We start from the raw sequence: 16,012 nt of genomic DNA, 5'->3' as shown, positions 1-16,012 counted from the left end.
ATCCATCATCTAATTAGTTTTTGGCATATGAGCTTCATCAAATTTAATTCTCAATGCTTTGGCCCATTTTCTGATCATACGCTTCGCATCTGCACGATTAGACACACGGTTTGCCCACTGATGATAGCTATTATCTCCTGCAACCGCTGTGTTAACAGCACGGGCTAATATTTCGCCACTAACACCGTCATAAAGTTCAATAAATAAGGTCGCTTGTCCTGCATCATCGGCATAGGTTTTTACGTTTATCGCTGATCTCATATCGGGGGCTGAAACATCTAAATTGATAATGGCAGGTCTTACAACTAAGGTTTTAGAACTTACTTTATCGACGAGAGAAAAGTTAGCATCTTTACCAAACTCCTCTTTAAAAACTTCATCAAATAATTCAGCCATCTCAGCTTTCATACGTATTACATCAGCATCATTTATCCGTGTCGATAATGAGACCTGATCTCTATTGTAATCGCGCTTCCAGTTCTTTTTAAAAGCAACTGCACTAGGGAGTATTTGTACTTTGTCATACTCTGAAAAATCAACACCTTCCTTTTTATAAGCAACCGTTGAGCGTGTTGATTTTTTCAACTCCATGCCTTCTGGCGAGACTTGAGGTGCATTGGTTGGGTTGGTAGAATTACAACCAATAACCAATGATGCGGCTAAAGCGATAAAGCTCAATTTAAGACCTTGTTGTTTAGTCATTTTTATTCCTTATATTTTAATTACTTAGTTAATACTAGATTAATAATAGATTTGTATTAACTAAGGCTTCCTGTTTATTTATGCTGTTATTATTAATTATCCAAATAAATAAGCTATCGACCTCGTCGAGCGTTGCCTATTGGCTGATGACCACCTCGCGACATATTACCCATTTGTCGGCCATGTAAATCACGATTCATCGTTTTGTGATCAAATGAACGGTTATTAGGTTTTTGCCTATTTATTTGCTGGTTACGCTGTTGTTGATTTGGAAAAGAGGGTGAGTTCAGTGTTCCCTGTTTTGGCACCGTCTTCCAGTTTTTATTACTACGATTTTGCCACTGACCATTTTCGTGACGCACAACACCACCACGTTTATCGGCATAAACATTATTCGCTCGCTTCGGAGAAACTTTTGCTCTGTTTATTTTTCCTGTCGATGGTTGTTTGATTGCATTACGCTTTTTATTGACACCTTGATTGTATAGATTATTAGTTCGATGACCCTGTGCGATTCTTCCTCCAGTCCTATTCGTTGGATTGGCGGCAATTCTTTTCTTTGCATGATCACGATTTGCAATACTCACCGAGTTGCCAATATTCACATTGCCATTAATGTTTATGTTGGTATTACCTCGATAACCACCGCCATAATATCGACCACAACAGGGTCTTGGATGGTGGTGATAACCACCGCCCCATACCACGCCAACTCTAAAGAATGGGCTGCCCCAACTTACGCCAACATTCCAGCCAGTCCATGGGTTATAACCTACATGTAATCCCCACGTTGGTGGTCTAGGGTAATACCAACCGCCAACATAATAAGGTGGGTAATACCAACCAGTACCATAAATAGGCACACCATAATATGGATATGACCACATATAACCTGGGGTGTAACCGACATACACAACGTCAGGTGTAGAGTCATAAACGGTGACATAAGTGGTGTTATACATAGGTGAGCTAGGCGGAATTTGAGCTATCGCTTCTTGAGGAATATCATCGGCAACTTGCCAAGGCCCTTTAGCCTTTGAGGCAACAAACCAAACACCATTATCAACTGCATAATATTTACCCGAGATTTTAAGTACTTGCGCTGAAGTATTAGTTGCATATTCAACTTGGGTATTAGCTATTTTCTCGAAAATAGGTTCGCCGTCGTAATTTACCGTCAGCTTAGCTTCACTACGTTTAATTGCAGCGGTTTGAGGAATTTGTGCATCTAATACCGCTTGTTCAGCCTCATCAGTCCCTGCAATGGATGTTCTTATGCCACCAATAGCAGATTCAGGTGGGATTTCTTTGAAACTTTGCGGTAACTTATCACCACGAACAAAAACCCAAGGACCTTGTTCACTTTTACTGCTAAACCAACGACCTGATAACAGCAAATACATATCACCACTGGCAAGTTCACGTAACCAAGGTGTTTCGGTATTTTCAACATAGAGTAATTTACCACCCACTAAACTCGTCCAATTCGCTTTACCATCAGAAACAACCAGTTCAGTCGGCTTAGTTGCCGTTACAATATTAGGCGCTGAAATGACTTGTGGTGTGTCGCTTTGTTCTTCTTCTTTTGGAATTAACGCTTTAAGATCAGCAGGAGGATTAGCTAATATTGACCAAGGTCCTAACGCTGTTGATGCTTGGTACCATAGATGCCCACTGGTTAAGTAAAACTTTGCTTGGTTTTTTTTCTTTATTACCGCCAGTGGTGTATTTAATGCCCGCTGATAGTCACTGTTATCAATATCTCTAAAAACAGGATCACCATCGTAGCTAAGCAATACTGACAAAATACTTGTAAACTGTATTATTGGTGGGTCATTTTTAATCGTGGCGAGGCTTTCTTTTATTTGCTCTGCACTGGTTAAACTGGCGGTCAATTTAGATAACGAAGCGGTAAATGAAGAGTTGGCTAATTGTGCATCAACAAATTGACTAAACTGCTTTTCATCTGATTCTGTTGAATCAGGCCAGCCTACTTTAGTCACTTTTAATTGGTTAATAGTGACTGTATTTTCACTGCGATCTGTCGCTATTTTGGCCGAAAACCAAAATACGCCAAAAATGGGATTGGGGTTGTCTTTTAATTCAAGTGACATTGCCGCCCGCCCAGTCAGAATATTACCCTTAAGCTTTTCAGGCTGAGGTTGATAAACGACTATAGTACCACGATCACCAGATAGCTCTTGTGGCCAATCTTCAGCAAAGCTAGTTAAAGAAAAAAGGAGTAAAAAGCATGCTATGAAGCATCTACTAATAACTCTTAGTATGGGTACATTAAGGCTAAGTTTCATCATACAATCCTGTATTGTGTGCGGGTTAATGTAAAAAAATTGTTAGTATGTTAATATCGCCTGAAATAATGCCGCTGTAAATATAATTACATTAAAATTAAGCCGGTAACTACTTATATACACTAGGAATATCTATGAAAGCCCCTTTATATACTGACATTCTTGCTATTTGCCAAGAAATTGCTAACGCTTCAAACACCGATAATGATGAGTTAAGGCTAGCCAGTTGTAAAAAATTACAAGTACTTTGTGCAACAAACCAAGACTCACCAAAAGATCACCCCCTACAATGGGAAGCACTTGCTGATTTTACCGAAGATGGTGAACAAGCTATGGATATTTATGAAGTTGCCTTAGCAACGGCAGAAAAATTAGCGTTACCGGTCTTTACTGCTTCCGCATATTTAGCAATGGCGCTACGCCAAGTTGAATTTGAAGAAAAAGAACAAGCACTAATTTTTGCTAATAAAGCTAACGACGTTGCACAATCCATTGAAAGCGAAGAATTAAAAACTGAAATAACTGAACTTTTATCTCAATTAACACAAGAATAAATCTCAGTTTATTATCGAGAAATATATGTCAGAAAGTTACTTAGTTATTGAATTAAACCATCAACCGGTAGAATTATGTAAGCTATTAAAAATAGCAAATTTAGTCAGTGGTGGCGGTGAAGCAAAAGTCGTTATCAGTGAAGGCTATGTTTTACTCAATGGTGAAGTGGAATACCAAAAGCGTAAAAAAGCTTATCATGAAGATGTGATTGAGTTTAATGGTGAAGTAGTTCAGTTACTTATCAATGAAGAACTCACTGAGGCAGAAGCTATCCCTGAAGGTCTAGAAGAAAGCATCACTCCAGCGGTTAGTGAAGTTACAACTAAAAGTTCAACTAAAACGACTAACGAACAGAGCAATTATACTTCAAAGACCAAAACACCTCAGAAAAAAGCTAAGCCTAATAAAAAACAAGCTAAAAGTGATTTTATTACTCAGCCACAAGATATTGAAATAGTTAAAGTACCAAGAAAAAGAAAACCTATTTCGTTTTAATCATTAACGACATAAGTTCTTTTAATCATTGATAAATAAACGTTAATGAAAGCCTTTTAGTAATCATTAACGTTTAAAACATATTTACAGTACTTTTTCCCAAAACAACGCCTTACCTGTTTTTTCATCTAACTCATAGCCAGTAAAGCCTAACTTTCTGTAAGCATTTTGCGCGACTGTATTACCCTCTAATACTTCAAGAGTTAATTTACAGTAACCACGTTCACGCGATATTTCTTCTACTTCACAAAACAATTTTTGACTTAACCCCAAACCTCGGTATTCTTTTAATACACCGCAATCATGGATATTAAGTAACGGTTTGCACTTAAACGTAGAAAAACCTTCAACGCAATTAAGTATTCCCGCGGGTTTACCGTCGACATAACAAAGTAATGTTAAAAAATCACTTCGTTTTGCTAAAGTCGCCACTAAATTTTGCTGCGTATGCTCTGTTAGCGCTTCGCCGCCACCCATAGGGTCAAGAGCATAGGCATTTAATAGCATCACTAAATCTTTACCGTGTTGCTCGTTATGGTAATCTGCTTGAATTAGAGTTATTTTCACACTACTTCCTTTGTTAATTTTTTAAATGGACGAACTATACGCATAATATGAATATGATAAAGATATTGTGTCAATATACTCGTTACCATTCACAGTGCATGTTTTCAGTGGGAATTAAAATGACTTTAGGCAAGAAGAATGATTTAAACATAATCATTCTATGCTGTGATTTATAATGGCGCTACATGGATGGTGTTATTAGAGAATGCAGGAGCATATTCTCCTGAATAACCATTATTTCATCACAGCGCCTTGAATTAAAATAGCTCAAGCACTCTGAAACCAGCATATTGATTGGTGACGGGTATATAAAGCTTTCATTAAATAAAAATCAAAAATTTTGCTCTCTCAGTGAGGTGAATAAGTACCTTTCAAGTGATTACCATTCTAAAAGGCTTTTATCGTTAGTTTTATTCTTCTTTATTTGTCCTAGCTTTTGTAAATAAACGACTAAAAAAGTCCATAAACCGTCACATTAATAACTTTGATGTAACTAAGTCATAAATATTACATATATTACTTTTTCATAAGCTAGCCCCCTGATAGAATGTCGCCAATTATACTTATCCCTATTTTACGGAAATTTTTACGATGCGTACCAGTCAATATTTACTGTCTACTCTTAAAGAAACCCCTGCTAACGCAGAAGTGATCAGTCATCAGTTGATGTTACGAGCAGGACTTGTTCGTAATCTAGCCTCTGGGTTATATACATGGCTTCCAACTGGTTTGCGTGTTTTGAAAAAAGTAGAACAAATTGTTCGTGAAGAAATGCAACGCGCTGGTGGTAATGAGATATTGATGCCTATGGTGCAACCTGCTGATCTTTGGCAAGAGTCAGGTCGGTTAGATGACTATGGTCCAGAGTTATTACGTATAAATGACCGTCATAAACGTCCTTTTGTTTTAGGTCCAACGCATGAAGAAGTTGTTACAAAATTAGTTGCTAATGAATTAAGCAGCTACAAACAACTACCGTTAAATGTTTTTCAAATTCAATCAAAATTTCGTGACGAAATACGACCTCGCTTTGGCGTGATGCGTGGCCGTGAGTTTTTAATGAAAGATGCTTACTCTTTCCATTTAGAAGATGAATGTTTAGAAAAAACTTATCAAATTATGTTTGATGCTTATTGCCGTATCTTTGAACGTCTAGAATTAAATTTCCGTCCGGTTCTAGCCGATACAGGTTCAATAGGTGGTGAGAAGTCACATGAATTCCATGTACTTGCTGACTCAGGTGAAGATGATATCGCTTTTAGTGATGCAAGTGATTTTGCAGCAAACATTGAAAAAGCGGAAGCATTAGCCCCTGCAGGTGAACGTGCAGAGCCAACACAAACGTTAGCTAAAGTAGCCACGCCGAATGTTAAAAGCATGGATGACTTAGTACAATGTTTATCTGTTGATTTGAAAACAACAGTAAAAACACTCTTAGTTGTTGGAGCAACGGTAGAAGGTGAAGCAGAAACAGTGGTTGCCCTTGTACTTCGTGGAGATCATCAGCTTAATGAAATTAAAGCAGAACATTTACCACAAGTAGCGACTCCAATAACATTTGCTAGCGAAGAGCAAATCTTAGCCGCTGCTAATTGTAATGCTGGCTCTATTGGTCCTGTTGGCTTAAACATTGAAGTAATTGTTGATCGCAGTGCTGCTCACTTAAGTGATTTTGTTTGTGGCGCCAATGAAGATGACGCACATTTAACTGGTGTAAACTGGCAACGTGATTGTAACGAAATCAGCGTACATGATATCCGTAACGTCGTTGCTGGTGATCCAAGCCCATGTGGTCAAGGTAACATTGAAATAAAACGTGGTATTGAAGTAGGTCATATTTTCCAGTTAGGCCGTAAATATGCAGAAGCGATGAACTGTGCAGTTCTCAATGAAGGTGGTAAAAACCAAACATTGACTATGGGTTGCTACGGTATTGGTGTTTCTCGTATTGTTGCTGCTGCTATAGAACAAAATCACGATAAATACGGTATCAAATGGCCTAAAGCTATTGCACCATTTCAAGTGGCTATTGTGCCAATGAATATGGCAAAATCAGCACGTGTAAAAGAAACAGCTGAAGCCTTATATGAATCGTTAAATCAAGCCGGTATTGAAGTATTATTTGATGACAGAAAAGAACGCCCTGGCGTTATGTTTGCTGATCATGAATTAATGGGTACACCATTATTGCTTATCATTGGTGAGCGTAATTTAGATGCTCAGCAAGTAGAGCTTAAGAACCGTATCACTGGTGAAAAATCTCTTATTGCTATTGATGAAGTTATGTCTTTATTTAATTAACGATACAATCAGTTATGCAATTAACTGAGTAAAATGAAAAAGGGGCTATTGCCCCTTTTTTGTTGCTCAAGCTATATTGATTTTAATCGCACTATATTCTTACATTCCGCAGCAATACCATTAACGGCAAACAAGAACATTCCTCGTAACCTCATCCTCCCAGTTTATTGAGTATAATATTGGCTAGTTTTAGCTATAAATAGACACTATTGAGTGAAAAACCTTTCATTCTTGTTAGGTCTTTGGTCGCTGCACTATTAATAAAAGTAAATGCGTTGTTACAATATGCCTTTTATCTATAAAATAAGATAAATTATCATAAATAAAGCCAAAATAAGACTTTCAAAACAGTACATTATTAGCAACAATGAGATGTTCTCTTTTTTCCATTTTACTTAAGAAGTTACTAACTCATGAAAGCTATTACCAAGTCATCTAAATTACATAATGTTTGTTACGATATTAGAGGACAAGTAGCCGTCGAGGCGAAACGCCTTGAAGATGAAGGTCATAAAATTCTTAAGTTAAATATTGGTAACCCCGCCCCTTTTGGCTTTGAAGCCCCTGATGATATTTTAAAAGATGTTATCCATAACTTACCTAACTCACAGGGTTATTCCGAATCTCAAGGAATTTACTCTGCCAGAGTTGCTGTCATGCAATATTTTCAGCAGCAAGGTATTAAAGATGTCATGGTCGATGATATCTTTATTGGTAATGGCGTCAGTGAACTGATTGTTATGGCAATGCAAGCATTACTTGATAATGGCGACGAAGTGTTGATCCCTGCACCCGATTACCCATTATGGACTGCAGCAGTATCACTTTCAGGCGGTAAACCTGTGCATTATCGATGTGATGAGCAGAATCATTGGTTTCCAGATCTAGAAGATATGGAAAGTAAAATTACAAAAAAAACCAAAGCCATTGTATTGATCAACCCTAATAATCCAACTGGTGCGGTTTATTCAGAAGAGGTATTACACGCTATAATTGCCCTAGCAAGGAAACATGGTCTAATAATTTATAGCGATGAGATCTACGATAAAATTCTTTATGATGAAGCTAAACATGTCCCAACTGCCGCATTAGCGACAGATGTGTTCATCATTACACTGGGTGGTTTATCAAAAAATTATCGCATTGCCGGTTTTAGAGCAGGTTGGATGGTCATTTCTGGTCCAAAGTTACATGCTGAAGATTACATTAAAGGCATAAAATTACTCTCATCAATGCGAATGTGCGCCAATGTACCGAGTCAACACGCCATACAAACTGCGTTAGGTGGTTACCAAAGCATTAATGAATTAATTCGTGATGACGGCCGTTTAATTAAACAACGTAATATTGCTTACAAAATGATTAACGATATTGATGGTTTATCATGTAATCCTGCCATGGGTGCTTTATATCTATTTGTTAAAGTAGATAATAAAAAATTCAATATCACCAACGATGAACGCATGGTTTTAGACTTACTAAAACAAGAAAAGATACTATTAGTTCATGGTCGAGCTTTTAATGTTAAAGAGCATAATTATTTTCGTTTAGTCTTTTTACCTCATGTTGATGAGTTAATTCCTGCTCTTGAAAAGTTAAAAAGCTTTTTTGCTAGCTATAAACAAGTTCAGCCGAGTAAATCAGCATAATCATTAATAGCGAGGACACATAATGCAAAGTTCATTTCTAGCCTGGATGTTTCGCATGCCATTAATTAAACGATGGTCATTAATGTTTTGTGTTAAACCAGAAAATATTGCGGAACACTCACATCAGGTTGCCATTGTTGCTCATTTACTGGCTGTCATTAAAAATAAAAAATTTAATGGCAACATCAATGCCGATAAAATATCAACTATTGCCATGTATCATGAAGCCAGTGAAACCCGATACGGCGATATTGTTAATCCAACAAAGTATGCAAATAAAGAGATAGCTAGAGAATTTAAAAAGATTGAATTATTAGCAGAGCAAGAATGTTTAGCCTCGCTTCCTGATGAACTTCAAGAACTATTTAGCGATATTATCGTACAAGATAACGTCTCAGAAGAATACAAAACGATTGTTAAAGCTGCTGATATCATTGTCGCTTATATTAAAGCCCTAGATGAGATTAATCATAAGAATCCAGAGTTTGATCATGTTGAGCAACGATTAGCGATAAAAATATCTGAATTAAAAGAAAACATGCCTGAAGTAGAATACTTTATTGATACCTTTATGGCTGCTTGTTTGGCGACTGTAGATAAGTTATCAAAAGAATAATGTTCACGGTCAATTTCCTTAAGATAAATTGGCCTGTTTCATTATATTGAATCGATACATTTCCTCACAACGCTTTATTCCCCAATATCGACTATTGCTTCTTCTGGATTTTATACATCTAGGTTAGTACTAAAATCCCCTTTTAAGAGAATCGCTAGCTTAAACACTTAATACACTAACTTATCACCATCATTAACGGTAAGAGCTAAGTGTCTAGTGAACTCACAATACAGTGTATATGACGTTATTTTATGCAAAAAAAAACGGCTAAGCCGTTTTTTTTTACATCATAGTATAACTTTATGAATTATTTAAACTGGTTCACTACCTTGATAACAATTTCATTCAATGTTGCTGATGGTGTTTCTTTATCTTCTGAAGATAAACGTTTAGTCGCCCAACCATGCCAAGCTGGTTGATGATTTTTAACATCATAAACATCAATAGCTAGTTTACCCTCAGTGTATTGTCTAACACTCGTTTCTGTACCCATTGACATAGTACCGTAGTAGCCCCGGCCGCCATAATAACCGCGTCCCCAACCAAATCCGCTGTTATACGTTGCTGGATAGCTATTTACTTTAATTTTATCACGGCTACCTACTGTATAAGAAATAGCAAAATCAGCATTTTCAGCGTTATCAACTAATCGGTAACCTTTCGCAATAAAAGCGTCTTCGATACTCTTATCAACTCTTTCTTTCATAACGGGGTTAATATCAACAGGTGCCGCCATGATCTTAGCATTAGTTAACCAAGCAAAGGTTTTATAGTTAATAGTTTCAATTTCAGTGTTCTTATCATAATTAACTTTAGCTGAATTTGTCGCACAACCTGCGGTAAAAACAATTAAGCTGGTAATGACTAATAATTTAATTGGATTCATATCTTTTCCATTTTTTGTAAGACCAAAGTTATAAATCTATAGGCCTGCGATATAATATTACAGTTAATATAAATCATAATACGTTACTAATACAGACAAAACAGTGATTTAAATTGTTTTCAACTCTAACAAATTGTAAACAACAGCATAAATATCAAACATGAAAATAAGTCGTCAATACGCAACTTAAACTTTAAATAGCACTTTATTTGCTGTTTTGTATTTATTGGTTGACACAAGTAGTGAAAGTCTTTAAAAATAGTACTAATTAAAATATTTAAGTTTTTGTAAGATTGTATGATTTTTAAAACAACTATCCTCAATGTCGTCCTCATAGTCGTAGTGGTACTTTCACCATTAGCGGGGATAGCTTGTGCTTAGCAAAAACGATTAAGCAGAATATCAAAAAACCCTCGCTCTTTTTAAGACCGAGGGTTTTTTATTAGCTCAACATTAATTTATTCAATTTAAGAACAACACATTATTTACAATAATACAGGTCTAAAAAATCAAGGTGATGGTATGACAACAGAGCTTTTTACTGGTGCAGAAATGGTAGTTAAATCACTATCTGCACTGAAAGTTAAATACATTTTCGGCTACCCAGGTGGGTCCGTTTTAGATATCTATGACGCTATATTTCAACAAGATGAAATTGAACATATATTAGTTCGTCATGAACAGGCAGCCACCCATATGGCTGATGGTTATACGAGAGCAACGGGTGAAGTTGGTGTTGTATTAGCAACGTCAGGCCCAGGAGCAACTAACTGCGTTACGGGTATTGCGACTGCTTATATGGACTCAATTCCTATGGTAGTGCTTGCAGGTCAAGTTGCTACTTCACTTATCGGTAACGATGCATTTCAGGAAACTGATATCGTCGGTTGTACGCGTCCTATCATTAAGCATAGTTTTAGCTGTAGAAGCTTGGCAGACATCCCAGATGCCATATCGAAAGCTTTTTATATAGCAAGCACGGGTAGACCGGGTCCCGTTGTTGTCGAACTGCCAAAAGATATTTTGATTCCTCAAAATAAAGGGCCATTTACTATCGAAACAGATATTAAAATACGCTCTTATAACCCTAATATTAAGGGGCACCCGAAACAAATCAAAAAAGCGGCACAAACGATTTCTAATGCCAAAAGACTGGTAGTGTATTCGGGTGGTGGTATTGTTTTAGCTGATGCATCTGAATTACTCACTAAGTTAGTTGAGACATTAAAAGCGCCCATTACTAATACATTAATGGGGCTGGGTGGTATTTCAGGAACCCACAAACAGTTTATTGGTATGTTGGGTATGCATGGTAGTTTAGAAGCGAATAAGAGCATGGCGAATGCTGATGTTATTTTAGCACTTGGTGCACGTTTTGATGACAGGGTTACTAATAATGTCGAGAAATTTTGCCCTAACGCCACTATCGTTCATGTTGACATTGACCCAACCTCAATCTCAAAAACGATTAATGCTCATATCCCTATTGTTGGTTTAGTCGATGTGGTTATGCAGCAGTTATTAGATGAATTAACTGATATTAACTTCTCACCAGATGAAGCGGCATTGAGCCAATGGTGGCAACAAATAAACTTATGGCGCAATGTAAAAAGCATTAGCTATGAGCAAGATGAAAATGAAATGATAAAACCTCAGCGAGTTGTTGAGGCGTTATATAAAATAACAGAGGGTGATGCATACGTTTGCTCAGATGTTGGTCAACACCAGATGTTTGCAGCACAATACTACCCTTTTGCTAAACCACGCCGATGGATTAACTCCGGTGGTGCAGGCACTATGGGCTTTGGATTACCAGCAGCAATGGGCGTAAAGTTAGCCTATCCAGACAAACATGTTGTTTGTATTACTGGTGATGGTTCAATTCAAATGAACATCCAAGAGCTTTCTACCTGTTCACAATATAATCTGCCCGTCGTTATTGTCACTCTTAACAATCGCTCTCTAGGTATGGTGCGCCAATGGCAGGATATGGTTTATGGTGGTCGTCATTCATCTTCCTACATGGAATCCCTTCCTGATTTTGTTAAAATCGCCGAAGCTTATGGCCATGTTGGTATTCAGATTGACACCTTAGATGAATTAGAAGAAAAATTAACACAAGCTTTTACTATCAAAGATCGTTTAGTGTTTGTCGATGTCATGGTTGATGAGAAAGAACATGTTTACCCGATGCAAATACGTACGGGTGCAATTGATGAAATGTGGTTAAAAAAAGGGGTTAAATCATAATGCGTAGAATTTTAGCGATTTTGATGGAGAATGAACCTGGTTCACTATCACGTATTGTTGGCTTATTCTCTCAACGTGCTTTTAATATTGAAAGTTTAACCGTTGCGCCAACTGATGATAATAGCTTATCTCGAATGACCATTGCGACTAAGGGTGATGACAAAGTATTAGAGCAAATTGTTAAACAAGTAAATAAGCTGATTGATGTGATTAAAATCACTGATATTACCGATAGAAAACACATTGAACGTGAATTACTCTTAGTAAAAGTGGCGGCTATGAATGATAAGTCACGTACTGAGGTAACACGGATAACGGATATATTTCGCGGTAATATTATAGATATTGGCAAGCAAGTTTATACTGTTCAACTTACCGGTGATGCGGAAAAACTTAATGCCTTTATTAATGCTTTACAAAACGAGACTGAAATTATTGAGTCGGCTCGTTCAGGTTGTGTTGGTATGGCACGTGGCGATCAAGCTTTACGGATTTAACTAAAAACACACGAAAAAAGAGGCTTTTAGCCTCTTTTTTTTGTTTTTTTACTAAACTGATGTGTTCGTAAAGTAATAAAATTGAATAGATTAACTAAATTGGAAAGCTAAACAGTAAACGAAAAGCACTAAAATTTTTACTATAACGATAACTTAATCCTAACCGTTCAATTCCTGCCCATGAATAACCAATCGTTTTAGCAAATTTCAAGGTAAAACCAAACTCTACACTGTTAGTTAACGTGACGTTATCTTCTTCGTCAAAGCTTCGAGTTCGTGGTGTTAAAAAATCAACTTCACTAAAATACCAAAAGGCGGTGGCAAAAAATCTCGGCTGAAATGGGTAACCAAATACTTGATATTGTAAGGGTAACCCCATATCTATGCCAAGCTGAATAGCAGCATAGGAGTCTTTAGCATCATAACCGTTACCATCATAACGAGCGTAATATAATCTATTCGCCCAAATTGCGTCATAGTTTTTTATATCGAAATGATAAAGCGCAGAAACGCCCGAAGAGTGAATGCTAACGCCTTTGTTCGTTGTTAAGTTTCGGCCATAACCTAGATCAATATAACTCTCAATAAACCAATCTTTACTGTATTGATAGTTAAACGCAATGCCCGGCGTAAAAGTTACTGTGCCAACGCTATCAGGTAAATCAAGGTTTGGTAAATCACCTAGTTCAAAGTCAAAAAAACCCACTGAAACAGGCAAGCGTAAGCCATAAGTTGTTTTTCCCTCATGCCCTAGTTCATAGGAAAACGGCATGCTGATCAAACTAGCATTTTGACCTGTGGTTTGATAAATACCACTACCTAAGTAATTAGCGTAAGCATAATGTACTGGTTCAATATCTTCAGCTTCTACAGACATGACTATAAAACTAAATAGCATTAAAACAATGACCATGATTGGCTTCATAATTTATGCACTATTAATAATAAAGAAATGGTTATGCCCTCTTTTAAAAAATAGAATAATTAACCCATTAATCAGTCTATTAATCAGTAATGCGAATATAACTTAAATAGCGCTGATGAATATCGCGTACGTAATTTACTGGCTCTCTCCCTCGAACATAACCAAAGCGCGCTTTGTTATAATATTGTCTACGCTGAAGTAATAACATGGCTTTTTCAACATTGTTAAACCATCGATCACTTCTTAGCCCTAACTGTCTTGCTAAACGTTGCGCATCTTTTACATGGCCATAACCCGCATTATAAGAGGCAAGAGAGAAAAATATTTGCTCTTGTACTGGCAAGTCCTTAGAGAATCGATCGCGGGTCCAATCTAAATATTGCACGCCAGATGCAATAGCTTGCTCAGGGTCTTTTAAATCCTTTACTCCCAGCTCTGCTGCTGTGCGCGGTAACATTTGCATTAAACCAAAGGCACCAGTGGAATTACTTGCCAGCGGGTCAAACCGACTTTCTTGATACATTTGCGAGACAATAAGTCGCCAATCAAAGTTATACTCTTGTACATGTAAGCGAACAATATCGTCATAGGGCGATAAAATTGAGCCGGACACCAAACGGTACTTGTTATGACTTTTTTGCAGTCTTTCATTATAAAAATACTTATTTTTAACTACATTATAAAAAGTACCACGATAGTACTTTCTAACAAATTCATTTAAATAGGCTAATAATTGCGGGTTATTTTGTCTGACCAGATAAGAGTAAGGTACATCTTCTTTAAAGGTTAGCGGGGTAATGATTTGTGAGCGAAAACTGCTCTCAATGGCGATTAAGTTACTATCAGCAATGGTTAAATCTATTTCTTTGTCAGCGACCTGAGCGATTAATATTTCGGTGGCAATATCTTCATTTGCTAAAACAATATTGGCGCCAAAATCTGTCGCTAACCTTTGTGCTGTTGACCAAAAGCTGCTGCTTTTCCTGATAGTTATGGTGCGGCCTTTAAGATCCGTTGCTTCATTTATTTGTGCACTATCTTGATGAGCAACCAGTTGCTCTTTTACTCGGTTATAACGAATACTTGTCACTAACTTAGCTTTAGTTATTTTTTTTGCTCTTGCTTTAGTACGAGACAGTCCTGCGGCAATAATATCCCCCTTCCCATTTGCTAATAGTTCTAGCATTTCTTCGTAACTATCCGCCACAACAATAACCAATTTCACCTTATGGATATCGGCAAATTTTCGCATCAATTCATATTCAAAACCAAGTAACTCGCCGCGCCATAAAAAATAGGTTTCAGGGCTATTTCGTGTGATCACACGTAAAGGGAGTTTATCTTTTCTTAACTGTTTAAAATCGATAGTGCGCTCTGGTTCTATCATTTGCATAACATGATGAACCGATATGAATTCATTTAACTCATGTAAAAAAGTGTCATTATTTAAATTAACGGCCCAAGCAAGATTAATCGCTTTAGGCAACGTGAAAACACTTTGAATATCATCGCGATATTGTTTTAATGTTTCTAAAGCAAAGCCATCGATGACAGTATATTTAGTTTGACCTGTCGCGATACTATCAGCCACTTCCTGAGAGCTGACATGATCTTCAATAATGTTAACTTGCCAGTGAGGATATTGCTTACTAACACTATCAATATAAGCTGAGCCAATAGGAAGAGAGATATTATTGTCATCATCCTCATCAAAATCTTGTTTGCCCGATTTAGCGATGACCACTTCTTTGTCACGTAAAAGCGGATAGGTGAAACTATATTTATCAAGACGATTTGTGGTGATGGTTAGATGTCGCGGAATAATATCAACCTCAAACGCTGATAATTTCTTAAACATGTCAGCTAAGTTGCTCACCCTATGCCACTTAACTTTTAAACCTCCGCTATCCGCAAAGCTCTGTAATAAAGTAGTGTGATATGCCCCTGTGGAACCTGCTCGTGGTAGTGCAGATTCTAACTTCCAATCAAGTTTTACTGCGTTGATCTGCCCTGATGCTTTTATCTCAGACCAAGTTCTAGCGGTTGTTCTCTGTTTTACAATTTTTACTGCTTTTTGAGTTTTAGGCTTGAGATCGTTTTGTTTCCCATTTTGGCTAATGTCAGTTTTAGGATTTTCTTCTACTGTAGGCGCCTCTTGACAGCCAGTTAAGATAAATAGCGTAAAAAAACTTGCTAGAGTTATTGCAACTAACTGTTTATTCATTAAATATGCCCGAAAGAATTATGAAGAAGCTATCCC

Annotated in this window: 13 protein-coding genes; 7 read left to right on the top strand and 6 right to left on the bottom strand. The window is 37.1% G+C overall.

The window, feature by feature from the left end; all coding sequences use genetic code 11:
* Window positions 1–9: 9 nt before the first annotated feature.
* Together CXF79_RS10330 and CXF79_RS10325 are read right to left on the bottom strand one after the other, a co-directional pair.
* Complete coding sequence (locus CXF79_RS10330; RefSeq protein ID WP_011044002.1) at window positions 10–702, bottom strand: DUF3313 family protein; 693 nt, start codon at window positions 700–702, stop codon at window positions 10–12.
* Window positions 703–815: 113 nt separating this feature from the next.
* Window positions 816–3,014: a carbohydrate-binding family V/XII gene (locus CXF79_RS10325; RefSeq protein ID WP_232769135.1), complete on the bottom strand. Its 2,199-nt coding sequence runs from the start codon at window positions 3,012–3,014 to the stop codon at window positions 816–818.
* Between the two features lie 131 nt (window positions 3,015–3,145).
* Between CXF79_RS10325 and CXF79_RS10320 the strand changes: the two genes are divergently transcribed.
* Both CXF79_RS10320 and CXF79_RS10315 read left to right on the top strand, forming a co-directional pair.
* On the top strand, window positions 3,146–3,565 hold the full coding sequence (locus CXF79_RS10320; protein WP_011044004.1) for a hypothetical protein: 420 nt from the start codon (window positions 3,146–3,148) through the stop codon (window positions 3,563–3,565).
* Window positions 3,566–3,590: 25 nt separating this feature from the next.
* Window positions 3,591–4,061: an RNA-binding S4 domain-containing protein gene (locus CXF79_RS10315; RefSeq protein ID WP_101154860.1), complete on the top strand. Its 471-nt coding sequence runs from the start codon at window positions 3,591–3,593 to the stop codon at window positions 4,059–4,061.
* An 84-nt stretch (window positions 4,062–4,145) separates the two neighbouring features.
* On the opposite strand, the gene CXF79_RS10310 is transcribed toward CXF79_RS10315, so the two are convergent.
* A complete protein-coding gene (locus CXF79_RS10310) occupies window positions 4,146–4,628 on the bottom strand; it encodes a GNAT family N-acetyltransferase (RefSeq protein ID WP_101154859.1) in 483 nt (160 codons plus the stop codon).
* A 591-nt stretch (window positions 4,629–5,219) separates the two neighbouring features.
* Between CXF79_RS10310 and CXF79_RS10305 the strand changes: the two genes are divergently transcribed.
* The 3 genes from CXF79_RS10305 to yfbR all read left to right on the top strand — a co-directional run bounded on the left by CXF79_RS10305 (window position 5,220) and on the right by yfbR (window position 9,194).
* Window positions 5,220–6,929 carry a proline--tRNA ligase gene (locus tag CXF79_RS10305; RefSeq protein ID WP_101154858.1) on the top strand — a complete coding sequence of 570 codons (1,710 nt, stop codon included), beginning with the start codon at window positions 5,220–5,222 and terminating at the stop codon, window positions 6,927–6,929.
* A gap of 413 nt (window positions 6,930–7,342) precedes the next feature.
* Window positions 7,343–8,578, top strand: a complete 1,236-nt coding sequence (locus tag CXF79_RS10300) for a pyridoxal phosphate-dependent aminotransferase (protein WP_101154857.1) — start codon at window positions 7,343–7,345, stop codon at window positions 8,576–8,578.
* A 22-nt stretch (window positions 8,579–8,600) separates the two neighbouring features.
* A complete protein-coding gene (gene yfbR / locus CXF79_RS10295; RefSeq protein WP_011044010.1) occupies window positions 8,601–9,194 on the top strand; it encodes a 5'-deoxynucleotidase in 594 nt (197 codons plus the stop codon).
* Window positions 9,195–9,501: 307 nt separating this feature from the next.
* Here the strand turns inward: yfbR and CXF79_RS10290 are convergent, their stop codons facing one another.
* On the bottom strand, window positions 9,502–10,080 hold the full coding sequence (locus tag CXF79_RS10290) for a DUF4136 domain-containing protein (RefSeq protein ID WP_101154856.1): 579 nt from the start codon (window positions 10,078–10,080) through the stop codon (window positions 9,502–9,504).
* Window positions 10,081–10,602: 522 nt separating this feature from the next.
* Between CXF79_RS10290 and CXF79_RS10285 the strand changes: the two genes are divergently transcribed.
* Both CXF79_RS10285 and ilvN read left to right on the top strand, forming a co-directional pair.
* On the top strand, window positions 10,603–12,330 hold the full coding sequence (locus tag CXF79_RS10285; protein WP_011044013.1) for an acetolactate synthase 3 large subunit: 1,728 nt from the start codon (window positions 10,603–10,605) through the stop codon (window positions 12,328–12,330).
* A complete protein-coding gene (gene ilvN / locus CXF79_RS10280) occupies window positions 12,330–12,827 on the top strand; it encodes an acetolactate synthase small subunit (protein WP_011044014.1) in 498 nt (165 codons plus the stop codon). The genes CXF79_RS10285 and ilvN overlap by 1 nt, the downstream gene beginning before the upstream one ends.
* A gap of 94 nt (window positions 12,828–12,921) precedes the next feature.
* Here ilvN and CXF79_RS10275 read toward each other — a convergent pair whose 3' ends face one another.
* Both CXF79_RS10275 and CXF79_RS10270 read right to left on the bottom strand, forming a co-directional pair.
* Window positions 12,922–13,752: a hypothetical protein gene (locus CXF79_RS10275; protein WP_011044015.1), complete on the bottom strand. Its 831-nt coding sequence runs from the start codon at window positions 13,750–13,752 to the stop codon at window positions 12,922–12,924.
* A 79-nt stretch (window positions 13,753–13,831) separates the two neighbouring features.
* Window positions 13,832–15,976 (bottom strand): transporter substrate-binding domain-containing protein, encoded by a 2,145-nt coding sequence (locus tag CXF79_RS10270; protein ID WP_101154855.1) that lies wholly within the window; start codon window positions 15,974–15,976, stop codon window positions 13,832–13,834.
* Between the last annotated feature and the right edge of the window lie 36 nt (window positions 15,977–16,012).

This window comes from Colwellia sp. Bg11-28 (genome assembly GCF_002836245.1).
In the GTDB taxonomy this organism is placed as follows: Bacteria; Pseudomonadota; Gammaproteobacteria; order Enterobacterales; family Alteromonadaceae; genus Colwellia; species Colwellia psychrerythraea_A.
Note: the sequence above shows the minus strand (reverse complement) of the source record. Positions and strands in the feature narration are given on the sequence as shown.

Coding starts and splice junctions, on each gene's coding strand:
- CXF79_RS10330 (WP_011044002.1), bottom strand. CDS start 702: ATGACTAAACAACAAGGTCTTAAATTGAGCTTTATCGCTTTAGCCGCA.
- CXF79_RS10325 (WP_232769135.1), bottom strand. CDS start 3,014: ATGATGAAACTTAGCCTTAATGTACCCATACTAAGAGTTATTAGTAGA.
- CXF79_RS10320 (WP_011044004.1), top strand. CDS start 3,146: ATGAAAGCCCCTTTATATACTGACATTCTTGCTATTTGCCAAGAAATT.
- CXF79_RS10315 (WP_101154860.1), top strand. CDS start 3,591: ATGTCAGAAAGTTACTTAGTTATTGAATTAAACCATCAACCGGTAGAA.
- CXF79_RS10305 (WP_101154858.1), top strand. CDS start 5,220: ATGCGTACCAGTCAATATTTACTGTCTACTCTTAAAGAAACCCCTGCT.
- CXF79_RS10300 (WP_101154857.1), top strand. CDS start 7,343: ATGAAAGCTATTACCAAGTCATCTAAATTACATAATGTTTGTTACGAT.
- yfbR (WP_011044010.1), top strand. CDS start 8,601: ATGCAAAGTTCATTTCTAGCCTGGATGTTTCGCATGCCATTAATTAAA.
- CXF79_RS10290 (WP_101154856.1), bottom strand. CDS start 10,080: ATGAATCCAATTAAATTATTAGTCATTACCAGCTTAATTGTTTTTACC.
- CXF79_RS10285 (WP_011044013.1), top strand. CDS start 10,603: ATGACAACAGAGCTTTTTACTGGTGCAGAAATGGTAGTTAAATCACTA.
- ilvN (WP_011044014.1), top strand. CDS start 12,330: ATGCGTAGAATTTTAGCGATTTTGATGGAGAATGAACCTGGTTCACTA.
- CXF79_RS10275 (WP_011044015.1), bottom strand. CDS start 13,752: ATGAAGCCAATCATGGTCATTGTTTTAATGCTATTTAGTTTTATAGTC.
- CXF79_RS10270 (WP_101154855.1), bottom strand. CDS start 15,976: ATGAATAAACAGTTAGTTGCAATAACTCTAGCAAGTTTTTTTACGCTA.